Source organism: Chryseobacterium sp. CG10_8 (assembly GCF_058117085.1).
Genome location: NZ_JBYVEB010000078.1, coordinates 1 through 15,386, shown reverse-complemented (window position 1 = coordinate 15,386; position 15,386 = coordinate 1). Strand labels below are relative to the sequence as shown.

At 35.5% G+C, this 15,386-nt stretch carries 17 protein-coding genes; 10 read left to right on the top strand and 7 right to left on the bottom strand.

The window, feature by feature from the left end; genetic code table 11:
- The first annotated feature begins 183 nt into the window (after positions 1 to 183).
- On the top strand, positions 184 to 1,827 hold the full coding sequence (locus AC4AGG_RS12040; protein ID WP_489772254.1) for an alpha/beta fold hydrolase: 1,644 nt from the start codon (positions 184 to 186) through the stop codon (positions 1,825 to 1,827).
- Positions 1,828 to 1,936: 109 nt separating this feature from the next.
- Here the strand turns inward: AC4AGG_RS12040 and AC4AGG_RS12035 are convergent, their stop codons facing one another.
- The gene (locus tag AC4AGG_RS12035) at positions 1,937 to 2,449 is read right to left on the bottom strand and encodes a hypothetical protein (RefSeq protein ID WP_489772253.1); all 513 of its coding nucleotides are present in this window, start codon (positions 2,447 to 2,449) and stop codon (positions 1,937 to 1,939) included.
- Positions 2,450 to 2,710: 261 nt separating this feature from the next.
- On the opposite strand from AC4AGG_RS12035, the gene AC4AGG_RS12030 reads away from it, so the two are divergent.
- Positions 2,711 to 4,318: a hypothetical protein gene (locus tag AC4AGG_RS12030; protein ID WP_489772252.1), complete on the top strand. Its 1,608-nt coding sequence runs from the start codon at positions 2,711 to 2,713 to the stop codon at positions 4,316 to 4,318.
- Here the strand turns inward: AC4AGG_RS12030 and AC4AGG_RS12025 are convergent.
- Positions 4,315 to 5,175: a glycoside hydrolase family 25 protein gene (locus AC4AGG_RS12025; protein WP_489772251.1), complete on the bottom strand. Its 861-nt coding sequence runs from the start codon at positions 5,173 to 5,175 to the stop codon at positions 4,315 to 4,317. The genes AC4AGG_RS12030 and AC4AGG_RS12025 overlap by 4 nt on opposite strands.
- An 86-nt stretch (positions 5,176 to 5,261) precedes the next feature.
- On the opposite strand from AC4AGG_RS12025, the gene AC4AGG_RS12020 reads away from it, so the two are divergent.
- A complete protein-coding gene (locus tag AC4AGG_RS12020) occupies positions 5,262 to 6,533 on the top strand; it encodes an NAD(P)/FAD-dependent oxidoreductase (RefSeq protein ID WP_489772255.1) in 1,272 nt (423 codons plus the stop codon).
- Positions 6,530 to 7,204, top strand: a complete 675-nt coding sequence (gene trmD / locus AC4AGG_RS12015) for a tRNA (guanosine(37)-N1)-methyltransferase TrmD (protein WP_489772250.1) — start codon at positions 6,530 to 6,532, stop codon at positions 7,202 to 7,204. Before AC4AGG_RS12020 ends, trmD begins: the two co-directional genes overlap by 4 nt.
- 80 nt (positions 7,205 to 7,284) lie before the next feature.
- Here the strand turns inward: trmD and AC4AGG_RS12010 are convergent, their stop codons facing one another.
- Genes AC4AGG_RS12010 through ruvX form a run of 3 tightly spaced genes read right to left on the bottom strand, consistent with a single transcriptional unit; the run spans position 7,285 to position 8,764 of the window.
- Positions 7,285 to 7,725 carry a DUF5606 family protein gene (locus AC4AGG_RS12010; RefSeq protein WP_489772249.1) on the bottom strand — a complete coding sequence of 147 codons (441 nt, stop codon included), beginning with the start codon at positions 7,723 to 7,725 and terminating at the stop codon, positions 7,285 to 7,287.
- Positions 7,726 to 7,778: 53 nt separating this feature from the next.
- Complete coding sequence (gene def / locus AC4AGG_RS12005) at positions 7,779 to 8,351, bottom strand: peptide deformylase (RefSeq protein WP_489772248.1); 573 nt, start codon at positions 8,349 to 8,351, stop codon at positions 7,779 to 7,781.
- Positions 8,348 to 8,764, bottom strand: a complete 417-nt coding sequence (gene ruvX, locus AC4AGG_RS12000) for a Holliday junction resolvase RuvX (protein ID WP_489772247.1) — start codon at positions 8,762 to 8,764, stop codon at positions 8,348 to 8,350. Before ruvX ends, def begins: the two co-directional genes overlap by 4 nt.
- Before the next feature lie 94 nt (positions 8,765 to 8,858).
- Here ruvX and AC4AGG_RS11995 point away from each other — a divergent pair, with 94 nt between their 5' ends.
- Complete coding sequence (locus tag AC4AGG_RS11995; RefSeq protein WP_489772246.1) at positions 8,859 to 9,335, top strand: SixA phosphatase family protein; 477 nt, start codon at positions 8,859 to 8,861, stop codon at positions 9,333 to 9,335.
- Positions 9,316 to 10,218 carry an archaemetzincin gene (locus AC4AGG_RS11990; RefSeq protein WP_489772245.1) on the top strand — a complete coding sequence of 301 codons (903 nt, stop codon included), beginning with the start codon at positions 9,316 to 9,318 and terminating at the stop codon, positions 10,216 to 10,218. Before AC4AGG_RS11995 ends, AC4AGG_RS11990 begins: the two co-directional genes overlap by 20 nt.
- Before the next feature lie 4 nt (positions 10,219 to 10,222).
- Here the strand turns inward: AC4AGG_RS11990 and AC4AGG_RS11985 are convergent, their stop codons facing one another.
- The gene (locus AC4AGG_RS11985; RefSeq protein ID WP_489772244.1) at positions 10,223 to 11,761 is read right to left on the bottom strand and encodes a serine hydrolase; all 1,539 of its coding nucleotides are present in this window, start codon (positions 11,759 to 11,761) and stop codon (positions 10,223 to 10,225) included.
- A 72-nt stretch (positions 11,762 to 11,833) separates the two neighbouring features.
- Between AC4AGG_RS11985 and AC4AGG_RS11980 the strand changes: the two genes are divergently transcribed.
- The 4 genes from AC4AGG_RS11980 to rsmD all read left to right on the top strand — a co-directional run bounded on the left by AC4AGG_RS11980 (position 11,834) and on the right by rsmD (position 14,337).
- On the top strand, positions 11,834 to 12,328 hold the full coding sequence (locus tag AC4AGG_RS11980; RefSeq protein ID WP_489772243.1) for a metallophosphoesterase family protein: 495 nt from the start codon (positions 11,834 to 11,836) through the stop codon (positions 12,326 to 12,328).
- 151 nt (positions 12,329 to 12,479) lie between these two features.
- On the top strand, positions 12,480 to 12,971 hold the full coding sequence (locus AC4AGG_RS11975; RefSeq protein ID WP_489772242.1) for a DUF8465 domain-containing protein: 492 nt from the start codon (positions 12,480 to 12,482) through the stop codon (positions 12,969 to 12,971).
- A gap of 18 nt (positions 12,972 to 12,989) precedes the next feature.
- Positions 12,990 to 13,706 (top strand): DUF3822 family protein, encoded by a 717-nt coding sequence (locus AC4AGG_RS11970; RefSeq protein WP_489772241.1) that lies wholly within the window; start codon positions 12,990 to 12,992, stop codon positions 13,704 to 13,706.
- Positions 13,707 to 13,764: 58 nt separating this feature from the next.
- Positions 13,765 to 14,337 (top strand): 16S rRNA (guanine(966)-N(2))-methyltransferase RsmD, encoded by a 573-nt coding sequence (gene rsmD, locus AC4AGG_RS11965; protein ID WP_489772240.1) that lies wholly within the window; start codon positions 13,765 to 13,767, stop codon positions 14,335 to 14,337.
- Positions 14,338 to 14,347: 10 nt separating this feature from the next.
- On the opposite strand, the gene murI is transcribed toward rsmD, so the two are convergent.
- Entirely contained in the window at positions 14,348 to 15,178 is an 831-nt protein-coding gene (gene murI, locus AC4AGG_RS11960; protein ID WP_489772239.1) for a glutamate racemase, read from the bottom strand.
- Between the last annotated feature and the right edge of the window lie 208 nt (positions 15,179 to 15,386).

Genomic DNA, 15,386 nt, shown 5'->3' with positions numbered 1-15,386 from the left:
AATGAAATAAAGAAAATTTAAAGAAGATTTATAATTCCATCTTTTTGTCAAAAAACAGAACTTCTGCTCGTTCAGAAAAGTTAAATTTACATTTTAAAATAATTTAACGGATAGGACTCAATTTTTAACCTTTTATAGGGAAGTTTATTTCAGAAATATTTCAATTTTTGTACAAACTTTTTTATGAAAAAAATCTGCTTTTTATTTGTACTTTTTATCAATCTATTTTATCAAGCGCAAGTTGTCTCAGGAAAAATCGTTAGTAACGAAAATAAGTCTCCCGTTCCTTATGCAAAAATCGGAATCGAAGGAGAAAACAATGGAACGATTGCAGACGAAAAAGGAAATTTTTCATTTGATGTTTCCAAAATTGAACCAACAAAAAACGTAAAAATAGAGACTGGCGGATATGAAGTATTTAAAATGCCAGTTGCGACTTTCTCCAAGAAAAATAACTTTACAATTGTGCTTTCTGAGAAAGTAAAATCAATCCAAGAAGTCAAGATTAGTCCTAAGAAATTGGTTTCTAAAAATTGGGGAAATAATACCAAAACAAAAAGTGTACAGATTGGACACAATCCATCGATTGGTGACACTGACCGTTCGAAGGAAGTCGCTATTTTATTCAAAACCAGTAAGAAGACGAAAATAGAAAAAATACACCTCAACATTGCAAGTTTCCAAAGTGATAGACCGGTTTTCATCAGATTTAACTTCTATGACCAGAAAATGAATCTCATTAATTCGCAAGATATTCATGACGAAATTACTGCTGATAAAATTGTTGACGGCACTTATACTTTGGATGTTTCTAAATATAAAATTTGGATGAACGCCAATTTCTATATAGGCTTTGAGATTCTTAATCATTTTGAAGGTAGATTATATTTAAGCGGTGCTTTGTTCGGAAATTCTGCGGTCTATCGAAATTTCGATGGGCAATGGCAAAAAGTTCCTGTGGCAAGTCCTGCAATCAATATTGATGTCAAAGTGGATAAAAATTACAAAAACATCGACGAAGACGATAAAAAAAGCATTGACATTGAAGACCAATTTGCCAATAATCCAACCTCGATTAAAGAAATAAAAGACGAGATAGAAAAATACAAATACGGAAATAATAGTGCTGTTGGAAAATATTACAAAACCAAAGATTTGGAAATGTATTACGAAATCTATGGAAGCGGAGAACCGCTATTTCTTTTACATGGAAATGGAGGAAATATTCAGGCTTTTTACAAACAGATTCCTGAACTTTCAAAACATTACAAAGTAATTGCTGTTGATACACGTGCTCAGGGTAATTCCATAGATTACACCAAAGAAAATTTTACTTACGAGCTTTTTGCAGATCATCTCAAGAACCTCGCAGACCACCTTTCTATCAAGAAGGCAAACATTATTGGATGGAGCGATGGAGGTATTATTGGATTAATCTATGCCATGAAATATCCAGATAACACCAACAAATTGGTTGCGATAGGTGCCAATACCACGCCGAACGGAGTTGCAGAATCGGACATTGTCAATATGAAACAATCTTTGGAAAAAGAAGAAAAAGAAAATCCCGAAAACCTCAATGGAATTAGACTTCTTCGCCTGATGCTTGATGAGCCTAATCTTTCTGCTCCTGATTTGGGAAAAATCAAAAGTCCAACCTTAATTGTAGCAGGAGAATTTGACATAATTCTTCCAGAACATACCGAAACTATCGCAAAATCGATTCCTAATGCTACTTTGAAAATAGTGAAAGGTGCAACACACTCGCTTATACAAGAAAAGCCGGAAGAGTTCAATGATATGGTTTTGAAGTTTTTTAAAAAGTAATTTACTTCACAACATTCAATAAACAAGAAATTCAAAATTCATTGTTAGACCTCAAAAAAGGTAAAAAAATAATTGTTTTCATCTTTTTTAATATCAATCGCTAAATAAATTATTTTCCCAAAGCGGTACTCGAAATATCACACCATCTCGGACATTCCGAACCAGGCGCAAAGGATGCATCACTTACCTTGACGACAAGCTCTGAACCTGATTTGGCACTTTCTTGCAACTTTCCATTGCCATCGACATTTAAGCCATTAACAATAAGAATCTTTTCTCCATTACGGTCCAGACCATGATAGATTCTTAACTTGGTCCAACCTTGTTGTCCAGCTTCTTTCAAAAGGGTAGCTAATGTTTCTGTACTGATATCATAATAGCCACTTTTAGAATCCTGACTTCTTCCCGCAGCGTCGAGATATCCCATGCTTCTGCGAAAACTATTAAAATCTTCCTTGGCTTCAGCAAGGGTGTATGTTTCATTGCTTATCGCTTGCATACCTTCGATAGGGAATTGAGGTGGCAACGCGACCACAGTTGAAGCTATTGGTTGTTGACCACTGCATGTTGTAGAAAGTATCAGTGACAATACAACACTTAGATAAGTTAATTCTTTTTTCATCACAAATGGGTTTTCTGGTTAATTTAATATAAATGTAGTTCTATTTTTTTATTTTATTTACCTTTACGTTAAATATTTTTAAAAATAAATTAAATTTTATTGAAAAATATTAAAAAAATTATGCGAAATAATATCATCTTTCTATTTCTATCATTCGGATTCTTTTTTTTGAGCTGCAAAAAAAATAAGCATAGTTATGATGAATTAAAGCGGTCGCAAATTATCAGTCTTCTTAATGAAGCAACCAAGCAAAAAGATACTATGATGAATGTCTCAGCTGCAGATTCGCTGGTTGATATCGCATTGAGCAAGGCCCTCCGTTTTGAAGATAGTCTCACGATTGCTTCCTGCTACATTTCTTCGCTCAGGGATAAAGATTTGGAAAAACTTAGCCTCAAAGAAGGTCAATTTTTCCTTCGGCAAGCGCTTAATTACGCTGATAAATTAGAAAGTCCGCATTTAGCAACCCAAGCCTACTTCCAAATGTGTGAATTTCTCCTTGAAAAAAAACAACCAGAGGAGGCTGCCGTTATCTTGGGAATCGCTACCAACACTCAAAAGAAGAATGAGAAAAATGAAATCCAGAAACTCATTATCCAAAGTAAAATCAATCGACAGCAAAATCAATCTTTCGAACAGCTAAAATCACTTTTAGACGCTCAATACATGGCTTCGGACATCGAAAACGACAGCCTACAATACATTTCATTAAAGTTGTTATCCGACTTCTACTTTAACGAAGGAAATTATGAACAATCATTGGAATACACCCAAAGAATAAAGCAAATACTCCAAAGCCATCACCCTGTTGATTCTATCAAATGGTATTACAACGAAGCCAATCGACTTTCGGTGTTTGTGAAAACGATGGACAATAATGTCGTCTACAAAATTGGCGAAAACATCAATAATTTCGGAAAACGAAAAAACATCCCACAACTTTGCTCCTTTGCACAAAGCTCTCTCAGAAGCTGTTTTATAGACAAACAGGACTTCCAAGGACTAAAAATGTGGTACACTAAAAATATGGAAGATCTGCAATCTCTTCAACAAAACAACATTTCGCTCTATTATAGAATTAAAGCTTATATCGCAGAACAAGACCAAAAGAAAGATTCTGCAAAAATCTACTTTGAACTTGCAGGGCAAGACCTCGAAAGCCAAAATCCATATTACCTCTACAATTACCATCTCAGGAAAAGCGAATTAGAGGAAAGAAACAATTTCGCATCAGAAGCGGAAAGCGACCTCGAAATTGCTCACAATTACAGTATTAGAACCAAATTATATAAAGAACAAATAGATTTGGGAAAAAAAATAATTGCTTTTCATGACAAGCAAGGAAACCACGAGAGATCCAATTACTTTCTAAGAATGCTCAACAACTCTAATTACAGCTACATCGAAACCCTGAACAACGAAAATATCAAGAAAATCGAACTCAATACCATCTTTGCGCACAAAGAGCTGGAAAGAGAAAAAAGCATCGACAAACTGAACCAAAAACACAATATACAATACCTTATTATCACATTGGGGATCCTTCTCATTATAATGACAGTCATTACCTTGTCGCTTTACAACCTTCCCAATTGGTGGATGAAATCCATGAGCTTCATCTCCTTTATCATCTTCTTCGAATATATTATTTTGATTATCGACAGCCAACTTCATCAGTGGTCAAATGGCGACCCATACATCATTTTGGGAGTGAAGATTGTTATCATCTCCATGCTTCTACCTCTTCATCATTGGATTGAGAAAAAGTTTGTTAACATCTTACTACAAGGGGAAGTTCGCCGAAAATTTCAAAATTTCAAAAACAAAATTTTCTCCGCAAAAAAGAGCGAAATTACTCCAGAGGATTAATCCAACGTCAATCTTTTCAGACTCCAAAGACTTCCGTTATAGATATCAAGATCAACTTTGGTATTGATTCCGTAAACTATTCCGTTTTCTGTAAACTGCCAGAAATCCCAGTCATCATCTGGCGAAGGAGCGGGAACATCATTATAATTGGCCATCCAAATCGGATATCCATCGAATTCACCTTTGAGATAATCCTGATAATAGTAGTAATAAGTATAGATAATAGGCTTCTCGCCATAGGTGTCTTCAATAATCTTGCACCAAACTTTCAGGTCCTCAACTAATTTTTCTTTAGTTTTTCTTTTCGGAATTTTTTCAATGTCCAAAACGGGTGGAAGGTCGCCACTTTCCAATTTAACATTAGCTAAAAAATTATTGGCTTGCAAAACAGGATCTTCGTCTGCCCTATAAAAGTGGTAGGCACCTCTTATCTTATCATGCTTCTTGGCTAACTCCCAAAACTCATCGAAGTTACGGTCTGTTTTTTTGTTCCCCATTGTTGCTCGGAGAACCACAAAATCAATAGGAATAGCTCCATTGCCAACACTAAGACTATCCCAATTAACGTCCTTCACATTTTGATAGTGAGACATATCAATACCAAAAGTCTTATCCGTATTATCTTCAATAATATTTTTGATTCTGCGGGATTCTTTTTCAGAATTTTTAAGGTTGCGATGTTCAAATCGGTTAAAGTAGGTGTAATAGTAATACGTGACTTTATCCTTCAGAAACCAACCTGCAAAAAACAAAGAAACGAGAATCGATCCCAATAAAATTCTTCTTCGCAACTGAAGTTTTTTACGAGACTGCAATCGTTTGCTACGGTGTTTTCTTTTTGTGGTCGATTTTGCCATGCGTCTGCAAAAATATCATTTAAAATTGATTTATAATCTGCGTTCTGAGAAAATTCTCTTTTTAAAATTTAACTAAATTTGCATAAATACCCTGCAAAGTGAGAGATAAAATTATAGTCATCGGAGGTGGTTTTGCCGGCTTGCAATTTGCAAGAAAACTGAATGGCAAAAAGAACCAAAAAGTCATTATTATCGATCGGATGAACCATCACATGTTTCAGCCGCTATTTTATCAGGTAGCTTGTGGCAGGATTGAACCCAGCAATATCTCCTTTCCTTTTAGAAAAATTTTTCAGCGTTCTCGCAATATCCAATATAGAATGGTGGAAGTAGAAGAAATTCATCCTGATTCTCACAAAATAGTAACTTCGGATGGGACTTTTACTTATGACAAACTCGTCATCGCAACTGGGTGCAAAACCAATTTTTTCGGTAACGAAAAGCTTTCTCATCTCGCTTACGGAATGAAAAACACTCAAGAAGCGATTATGATTAGGAATCAAGTTCTATTGACCTTCGAAAGGCTTTTTATCGAGAAAAAAAGAAGTGACGACGGCAACTGGAATATTGTCATTGTCGGAAGTGGTCCAACGGGAGTTGAATTAGCTGGTGCTTTTGCAGAAATGAAGAAGGAAGTTCTACCACGCGATTATCCCTACATGAATTTCGCTGATCTCAAAATCATTTTGGTGAGTTCAACGGACACTCCACTTCATGTAATGAGTGAAGAAGCTCAAAAAAAATCGGAACAATATCTTAAACAATTAGGTGTTGATTTTCTTAGTGGAGTGAGAGTAACGGATTATGATGGAGATCGTGTAACGCTCAATAATGGGAATTTCATTCCAAGTAATAATGTAATTTGGGCAGCTGGAGTCACTGGAAATGTGATCCCGGGTCTCAATCCTGATATTTTGGCCGGGAACCGTTACAAAGTTGACCGGTACAACCGTGTGAAAGGCTATGAAGACATCTTTGCAATCGGTGATATCGCCCTAATGGAGACTCCAAAATATCCAAAAGGCCATCCGCAAGTGGCGAATGTAGCAATCAATCAGGGGAAAAATTTAGCTCACAACTTTCTAAAAAATTCAGAAAAAGATTGGAAAGAATACGAATATCAGGATAAAGGAAGTATGGCAACGATAGGGAAACACCGCGCGGTTGTTGACTTGCCAGGTTGGAAATTTCAAGGTATTTTTGCATGGTATTTTTGGATGTTTCTCCACTTGATGTTGATTCTTTCGGTACGAAACAAAATTGCCATTTTCTTCAATTGGATGTGGAGCTACTTCAACACCGATTCGTCCTTGCGATTGATCACAATGCCAGCAAAAAAAAATAAGACTTTACAATGAGAATAGATATTATAAGCGTTCTGCCAGAGCTGATGGAAAGCCCTTTCCAGACTTCGATTTTGAAAAGAGCGATGACCAAAGGCTTGGTGGAAGTCCATTTCCATCATTTAAGAGAATGGGGACTTGGCAAGCATCGCCAAATTGATGATGAAAACTATGGTGGTGGAGCAGGAATGGTGATGATGGTAGAACCTTTGGATAATTGTATTTCTCAGCTCAAATCTCAAAGAAATTACGACGAAATCATCTATCTTACTCCAGATGGCGAAACGCTCAATCAAAAGATGGCAAACACCCTTTCCATAAAAAAAAATTTGATTTTCTTATGTGGTCATTACAAAGGAATCGACCAACGTGTAAGGGATTTGCATATCACCAAGGAAATTTCAATTGGCGATTACGTTTTGACAGGAGGCGAATTGGCGGCATGCGTTTTAGCGGACTCCATTATTAGATTGCTTCCGGGAGTTTTAAATGATGAACAAAGTGCTTTGACAGATAGTTTTCAGGATAATTTGCTATCTCCACCAATCTATACAAGACCAGAAGAATATAAAGGTCTAAAAGTCCCTGAAATTCTACTCAGCGGAAACTTCGGAAAAATTGAAGATTGGCAATACGAACAAGCACTTAAAATCACTCAAGAAAGACGGCCAGACCTTCTTGACTAAAATATAGACATCCAATATAATAAGCCCACAAAAAAATCCTTGTCTATGACAAGGATTTTATATTTTGCAAAAGTCTAATCTTACTTTTCTTTTTCTTCAGTTACTTCTTCAGCAACCTCCTCTTCAGTAATGAAACTTTCTGGAGTAATATAACCTGCTTTTTGCAATAAGTTATACCATTGTGCCAATTTTTTGATATCAGAGGCATATACCCTATCTCTATCATACTCTGGCAAAGCTTTTTCCATAAAAGCTCTTAAATCAGCTTCAGAAGATTTGTGAGAAATAGCTTCTTTATAATCAAATTGCTGTGCAACATTTCCAAAAACTTCAAATAAAGCTACTTCTTTGTCAAAGGTGTACATTGCAATATTATCCAAAAGACTTACTTGAGAAGAATTCCCAATACTCATTTTCTTTTTGGTCGTAATATCTTCAACGATAAAACCATTTTTCAACTGAGAAACCAGTCGGAACAATCCCGGTTTTCCCGAGATCGAGATTATTTTTTCTAACTTCATAATCTATATTATTTCTTACTTATTAATTGTTATCAATCTATATATCATCAGTTTTACTTAGGAAATCGCATTGCATAGCTGGTACTAACTTCCCCTTTAGAAATCTTACCCAACTTCCCTTTCACCAACTTCTTTTTGAGTGTACTCAAGTGATCGGTAAACAAAATACCTTCTATATGATCATACTCATGTTGAATAACTCGGGCACGAATATCGGAAAAAGTTTCGGTATGTTGAACGAAATTTTCATCAAAATATTGAATCAAAATATTCGATTTTCTCTTAACGTCCTCTCTCACATCTGGGATAGAAAGACATCCCTCGTTGAACTTCCACTCTTCTCCAGACTCCTCCAAAATTTTGGCATTGACAAATATTTTTTTGAAACTTTCTAACTCATCGGCAATGTCCTCGTAATCTTCATCATCCGCCAAAGGCGAAACATCCACAATAAAGAGTCGAATATTAAGTCCAATCTGTGGAGCTGCCAATCCAATTCCGTTAGCGCCATACATAGTCTCAAACATGTTAGCAATCAACTCCTTCAAATTAGGATAATCTTTATTAATTTCTTCGCACTCTCTTCTGAGAACAGGGTCTCCAAATGCTCTTATTGGTAAAATCATATCGATTTCTTTTCTAAATAATTTTGTAAAATAATGGTAGCACTCACTTGGTCTATCAGCTCCTTACTTTGACGTTGCTTTTTGGACTTTCCACTCTGGCTTATCGCAAAAGATGCCATCTTTGAAGTAAAACGCTCATCCATTCTTTCCACAGGAACACCAGAAAACTGACTTTCAAACTTCTGAATAAATGCCAATATATCCACTTCCACTTCAGAAAGATTCCCTTTGAGATCAGTTGGTAATCCTACAACAATTTTCTCCACCTGATGTTGGCTAAAATACCTTTCCAAAAAATCGAAAATCCGAGTTGTTTCTACCGTTTCTAATCCGCTGGCAATAATTTGCATATCATCCGTAACTGCAATTCCACAACGTTTTTTCCCAAAATCAATAGCCATTATCTGTGCCATTTTGCAAATTTATGAAAATTAAAATCAACCCAAAGGCTTAACCAACTTGGTTATAATAAAAATTTTGTACTTTTAACTCTTTAAAAAACTTCAAATGAAAACTTTAATCCTGGTAAGGCATGCCAAAAGTGATTGGCCAGAAAACGTTAACGACTTCGATCGTCCCCTTGCTCCACGAGGTTTGGAAGATGCAGAAATGATGTCTAATTACCTTAAAAGTACAGGAATTAAGATTCAAAAATTTGTAACGAGTCCAGCATTAAGAACTTCTCAGACGTGCGAAATTTTTAACAAAAATTTTCAATTGGATTGCTCTACCCATGAGAAGCTTTACCATCCTTCGGAAGATAATTTCCTATCAGTCATTACAGAATTAGATGATTCATTAGATTCGGTTGCGATGTTTTCCCATAACAACGGTATCTCTAATTTTGCTAACTATATCGCAGAAGCATTCATCCATTTTCCAACGTGTGGAATAGCAGGTTTCCAAGCAGATTGTAATTCTTGGGCAGAATTTGAAGGTGCTAATACCAAGATGGTTTTCTTCTATGAGCCGAAGAAAATTTAGCACCAATGGGCTATTTAAAATATTATTGGGACTTATTTTCGTAAGTCTTTTTTCTTGTCATAAAGATAAAAAAGAGATCAATTACTTTGACGCTATCGCAGAGAACGACATCAAATTAGAAAAACCACAGCTAGGTGATTGGAGATATGGAAGGTCAGAAAAATTTCAAACTTTTGACAATTTCAAAGCTTTAAAAAAAATTGTTCCTACTCAAGAAAAGAAGGTAATCTACCTCCAACCTATTGGAAAATTCAGCAATCTTGAACTGAAAGAAATCCAGCTAGTTCAAATTTATTTGACCGCTTATTTTCAACTAGAGACCAAAATTCTTCCAATTATTGACGACAAAACAATTCCAAATGACAAACGAAGAATCAATAATGAAGGGAATGAGCAGCTTTTGGCGAGTTATATTCTTGATAACATTCTAAAAAATAAGATTCCGAAAGATGGTATCGTGATGATGGGAATTACCCCCAAAGACCTTTATCCAAAACCCGAATGGAATTATGTTTTTGGACTCGCCTCGTATCATGACGGAGTTGGTGTAACCTCAATTTATAGATTTCATAATGGACAATTGACCTCCGAAAATTTCACAAAAAGCCTTGAAAGAACAATAAAAATTAGTTCTCACGAAATCGGTCACATGTTTGGACTTAGTCACTGTCTTAATGCCAAATGTGTTATGAATGGTACTAATTCTTTATCTGAAACTGATTCTCGCACCGCTAGAGCTTGTTCCCTTTGTCAAAGAAAACTTAATTCTAGTTGGAAATTTGATAACGAAAAAAAACTAACCGAACTTCAACATTTCTTTGAGGAAAATCAGCTCAAAGAAGAACTAAAAATTGCTAAACTAGACCAAGAAACTATCCAATAATTAGCTACTTTGTTTTCTTCAAATCTAGATCTTCGAAGTCAAAGCTAAAATCAGTAATATCCGAAATCGGTTTCATTTTCGCTGAAGTAGCGTTTCCTTTTTCGTCCAGATCAATAATGAAAAAAGCATCAGCATCATAACTTCTATCGTCCCATTTTGCGATAAAAATATTAGCTGAATAAGGAATCACCTGTCCTTTCAACCTTGGCGAACTTTTGCAGACAATTCGATCCTTTGTAACTTCAATATCCCCAAACCATGCGTCATGATAAGTACCTGTGTATTGTTCTGGCTTCAATTGAGCAGATTTATTTTTAGAAAATTCAGTTGCTTTTGAGAAAACTTCGTTCTTTCCTTTTGCTACTTCCGCTTCATATTTTAGGGTACGTTCTTGATATTTCTTCAACCAACCACGGTCTTCAATTCCCAAATAAGAATCTTTCACCGTATTGGTAATGGTGTTAAATGCCGCTCCACTCTGCTGATTGGTCAATACAATAATTCCTAATTTCTTTTCTGGCAACAGCGTAAACTGGGTCACCGTTCCCACTAGTCCGCCAGTATGCTGAACTTGAAAAGTACCTTTAACATCACTGAGAAACCAGCCCATTCCATATCCATAAAAGTGGGTATCGTTAGGATTTTTTAATGCCGTTGAAATAGGTTGCTGCACTTGCCAAAGTTGCTGAATCTGCTTATCAGAAACCAATTTCTTTCCATCTTTTGTTGTGAAACCATTCATCAAAAATTCAGCCCAAGTTGCCATATCTTTAATGTTCGAAATAATCCCTCCTGCTGCATTACCAGTCTCATTCCAATCATGGGGAACTTGTATTGCTTTTCCATCAACTGGAGCGTGAGCTTCGATAATATTAGAAACTCCAGCTTTCTTGGCTCGATTCCAACTTCCATAACTCGACGTCATTCCCACTGGTTTCATAATTTTTTGTTCGATAAATTCTGCCCAACTTAATCCTGAAACTCTCGAAATCACTTCCCCTGACACAATAAACATGACATTGTTGTAATCAAAATTATTTCTGAAAGAATGTTCTGGTTTCAAGTATCTCACATTATACACAATATCTTTAATCGAAAGATTGCCTCCTTCTGGAAAAAACATCAAATCTCCCTGTCCCAAACCAAGTCCTGCTCTATGAGTCACCAAATCTTTAATCGTAATCTCTTGTGAAACATAAGGGTCATACATTTGAAATTCTGGAATATACTTGGAAACTTTATCATCAAAATTCAGTTTTCCTTCGTCAGCCAAAATTGCCAAAGCAGTACATGTAAAACCTTTGGAATTGGAAGCAATTCCGACCAAAGTTTCATCATCCATTTTCTGCTTCGAGTTCAAAGAACGCACTCCAAATCCTTTAGAATAAACCATTTTTCCATCTTTAATAATCCCAACTGACATTCCCGGAACATCAAAAGTCTTCAAAGTATTCTGGATAAGTTCATCCAATTTTTTCTCTTCAACCTGTGCAAAAAAGAGAAATGAAAAAAGAAATAGAAAAAAAGAAAGCGTACGTTTCATTAGAATTTTGATTTTTGCTAAGATAAAGAAAATTACTTTCTTTATTTTTGTCCCCGAAAACCAAATTTCTCAATGACCAAAATCCTACTCCTCTCCGATTCTCATTCTTACATGGACGAAAGAATTTTGGATTATACGCAAGAAGCTGATGAAATATGGCATTGTGGAGATTTCGGAAGCATGGATGTCATCGAAAAACTCGAAAAAATAAAACCTCTCAAAGGGGTCTATGGAAATATTGATAATGCTAAAATCCGCAGTGAGTTTCCAGAAGTCAATCGATTTTTTTGCGAAAAAGTGGAAGTATTAATGATTCATATCGGAGGTTATCCCGGTCGATATACCCCTTTAGCGAGAAAGGAAATACAGGGAAAAGCTCCGAAATTATTTATTTCTGGCCATTCGCATATCCTCAAAGCGATGTATGACGAAAAGTATCAGTTATTACATCTTAACCCAGGTGCAGTCGGGAAACAAGGATGGCATCAGGTACGAACAATGATGCGTTTCGAAATAGATGGTGAAGAAATCAAAAATCTCGAAGTGATCGAACTGGGACCAAAATAGAGATTGAGGTTGATACTAAGGTTAAGTTAAGGGAGATGTAGTGTTGTTTTAAAAGAATTAAAAAAATCGTTGAATACCATTGGTGTCCAAAGGACAGGGTGTCGAAAATTTTAGAAGAATTTTTGATGGGATGATTTAACAAAGATATAAAATGAAAATAGGAGACCGAGTTGCAGTAATAGATGATGATATGAAAGGAGTGATTACTTCTGTTCATGGCAACACTATTGTTTTGAAAGACGAATTCGGTTTTACACATCAATACACCAGAAATAAAGTTGTCATTCAGGAAATCGAACTTTACGAGAACTTGGATATTGAAATTAAACCTGAAATCCCAAAACCGGTTTCTAAAAAACACTCCAAAAAGCAAATGGTTTTGGATCTACATTTTGAACAACTGGTTAAAAATCCTCTGGACTATGATGCTTTTGAGCGATTATTCATGCAAAAAGAAAAATTAATCGAGACTTTGGATTTCTGTCGAAAAAACAAAATCAAGAAACTCGAAATCATCCACGGAATCGGCGACGGAACCCTACAGAACATGGTTTACGATACATTAACTTCCCAAACTGAAATCGATTTTCACAATCAAGAAATCCTTCATCAACAAAGCGGTTCGGTGATTGTTTATTTTTAGTTAAATTTGCGTCATCCTATGAAAACGCTTCATTTACTTTTTATACAAGATGGCATTCAGTTTTTGATTTCGGAAGGGAAGAAAATTCTGCATGGCCACTCTTATTTCAAAGACGAAAACTCCGAAGGAAATTTGGTGAGTGAAAAACTCAATTCCATTTTGGAAAAAGAAACTTACGACAAAATCAGTGTGGTTTCGGCGATTAATCATTTCACACTAATGCCTGAAAACTTCGACCAACACGAGTTAGGTTACGATTTGATTGAGTACAATTCCGATGCCGACAGAAATAATGAAGAACTGATGCTTTCGATTAACAAAAAGATGGCAGTACAGTTTTATTACACTTTCCCAAAGGAATTCTATCAAAGGATTAAGGAAAAGAATCTTCCTACGACATTTAATTTTTCAGGGGAAAAATTCCTGAATTCCGTCAACTCAAGAGGTGGTAAAGAAATCCACATCAACCTATATCATCACCAATGTGAGTTTTTTGCGCTGGATGAAAAGAAGTTGGTGTTATATAATAATTTGGATGTAAGCTCGGAAGTAGATTTCTTGTACTTTGTTATGTTTACACTTAATAAGATTGGCTTTATCTTGGACGAAACGCAATTTTACGTGTATGGAGAAACCGTAGAGAACGACACTTTTATATCCGAACTACAGAAATTTGTCAAAGACTTGAGAATTGTTTTTGACAATACCAGCAAAAAGAATTTTATTTTGAATTGATGACGGTTTACACCAAAATCTATTATCTTTCATCAATTATCATTTATATCACAAAAATATGTACCGAATCATTTCCGGAAAATGGAAAGGCAAACGAATCGCCGCTCCCAAAAATTTTGAAGTAAGACCGACCACCGATTTTGCAAAAGAAGCTTTGTTCAGTATTCTCAATAATCAATATGACTTTGAGTTCTGTTCGGTTTTGGACTTATTTGCAGGAATTGGTTCTATTTCTTTAGAATTTGCCTCGAGAGGATGCAAAGACGTCACTTCAGTTGAAATGAATCCTAAGCACACTCATTTCATTCACACGACAGCTGCAGAATTGGATTTGTCTCTTTCTCTAAATATTATTAAGGCTGATGTTTTCCATTGGTTACAGAAAAACCGAGGAAACAAGCAGTACGACATTATTTTTGCAGATGCTCCATTTGAAACTACTTCGGAAAAGGAGTATCATCAAATGATTTCATTGATACTCAACAACAACTTTCTGAAAGAAAATGGTGTTTTTGTTTTAGAGCATCAAAGCCGAGTTCAATTGGAACACGAACTTTTGACAGAAACAAGAAAGTACGGTAATTTAAGTTTTAGTTTTTTCCAAGCTAAAGCCGTAGAACCTGAATTGTAATTATCTAGAATTAAAGCACTTTCAGTTCCAACTGAATACTTTTTCCAAAGAATTTTTTCGAAATTTTTTCAAAGTTTTTAGTGATATCTGAAAGATAAAATGTGTAAGTCGACTCTGGATTACCAAGATTGAGTAGTTTGTGCTGCTCCAAAATCATTTTAAGATAATTAGCTACAATTCGAGGAGAATCAATGACTCTTACTCGACCTTCGTAGTAATTTCTAATTTCATTAATGAGCAATGGATAATGCGTACAACCAAGTATAAGCGTCTCAATGTTCTCTAATTTCTTTTGACTAAGATAATGCTCGATGATACTTTGCGTAATCGGATGATCTGTGAATCCTTCTTCGATTGCAGGAACCAAAAGCGGAGTGGCTAATTCATGAACTTCAATATATCGGTTATGCTTTCTAATTGCTTTTTTGTACAACCCAGAATTAACAGTTGCCTTGGTTGCAATGACTCCTATATCATTATGAATTTCGAACGAAACTTTTTCAGCAACGGGATTAATTACATCAATAACAGGAACTCGTCCATCCACTAATTCCAGAATCTCTGGTAACGCAGCTGCTGTCGCTGAATTACAAGCAATTACAATAGCTTTACAACCTTTCTCTAATAAAAATTCGGTAATTTTTCTAGCATACCCAATAATAGCCTCCTTGGACTTGTCACCATACGGAAGATGCTTGGTATCACCAAAGTAAATCAAATTTTCAAATGGAAGAATACGCTTAATTTCTTTAGCAACTGTAAGGCCACCAACACCAGAATCAAAGATTCCGATGGGTTGATTAGGTTGGAGGTGGGAGTAATCCGGTTTTAGATGTTTCAAAGTGGATTATTTTTACAAAAATAAGGAAATTATCGTTCTGTCAAGCATTTTAGACCGGTTTTCAATACGGTGAGGTTTGAGAATATTTAAAAAACTTTATTGAATTAGGCATCTAAAAGATATTGTTAAAGTCCTATCTTTACAGCAAAGCTAATTAAAATAATGGAGGTAAAGTTTAAAAGTCTATCGATATTTGAGTTTCAACGGA

Bases quoted from the DNA above. Each gene is read 5' to 3' on its own strand.
- AC4AGG_RS12040 (WP_489772254.1), top strand. From the start codon at position 184: ATGAAAAAAATCTGCTTTTTATTTGTACTTTTTATCAATCTATTTTAT.
- ruvX (WP_489772247.1), bottom strand. From the start codon at position 8,764: ATGGCACAGATAATGGCTATTGATTTTGGGAAAAAACGTTGTGGAATT.
- AC4AGG_RS11985 (WP_489772244.1), bottom strand. From the start codon at position 11,761: ATGAAACGTACGCTTTCTTTTTTTCTATTTCTTTTTTCATTTCTCTTT.
- AC4AGG_RS11980 (WP_489772243.1), top strand. From the start codon at position 11,834: ATGACCAAAATCCTACTCCTCTCCGATTCTCATTCTTACATGGACGAA.
- AC4AGG_RS12035 (WP_489772253.1), bottom strand. From the start codon at position 2,449: ATGAAAAAAGAATTAACTTATCTAAGTGTTGTATTGTCACTGATACTT.
- def (WP_489772248.1), bottom strand. From the start codon at position 8,351: ATGATTTTACCAATAAGAGCATTTGGAGACCCTGTTCTCAGAAGAGAG.
- trmD (WP_489772250.1), top strand. From the start codon at position 6,530: ATGAGAATAGATATTATAAGCGTTCTGCCAGAGCTGATGGAAAGCCCT.
- AC4AGG_RS11975 (WP_489772242.1), top strand. From the start codon at position 12,480: ATGAAAATAGGAGACCGAGTTGCAGTAATAGATGATGATATGAAAGGA.
- AC4AGG_RS11995 (WP_489772246.1), top strand. From the start codon at position 8,859: ATGAAAACTTTAATCCTGGTAAGGCATGCCAAAAGTGATTGGCCAGAA.
- rsmD (WP_489772240.1), top strand. From the start codon at position 13,765: ATGTACCGAATCATTTCCGGAAAATGGAAAGGCAAACGAATCGCCGCT.
- AC4AGG_RS11990 (WP_489772245.1), top strand. From the start codon at position 9,316: ATGAGCCGAAGAAAATTTAGCACCAATGGGCTATTTAAAATATTATTG.
- AC4AGG_RS12025 (WP_489772251.1), bottom strand. From the start codon at position 5,175: ATGGCAAAATCGACCACAAAAAGAAAACACCGTAGCAAACGATTGCAG.
- AC4AGG_RS12010 (WP_489772249.1), bottom strand. From the start codon at position 7,725: ATGAAGTTAGAAAAAATAATCTCGATCTCGGGAAAACCGGGATTGTTC.
- AC4AGG_RS11970 (WP_489772241.1), top strand. From the start codon at position 12,990: ATGAAAACGCTTCATTTACTTTTTATACAAGATGGCATTCAGTTTTTG.
- AC4AGG_RS12030 (WP_489772252.1), top strand. From the start codon at position 2,711: ATGATGAATGTCTCAGCTGCAGATTCGCTGGTTGATATCGCATTGAGC.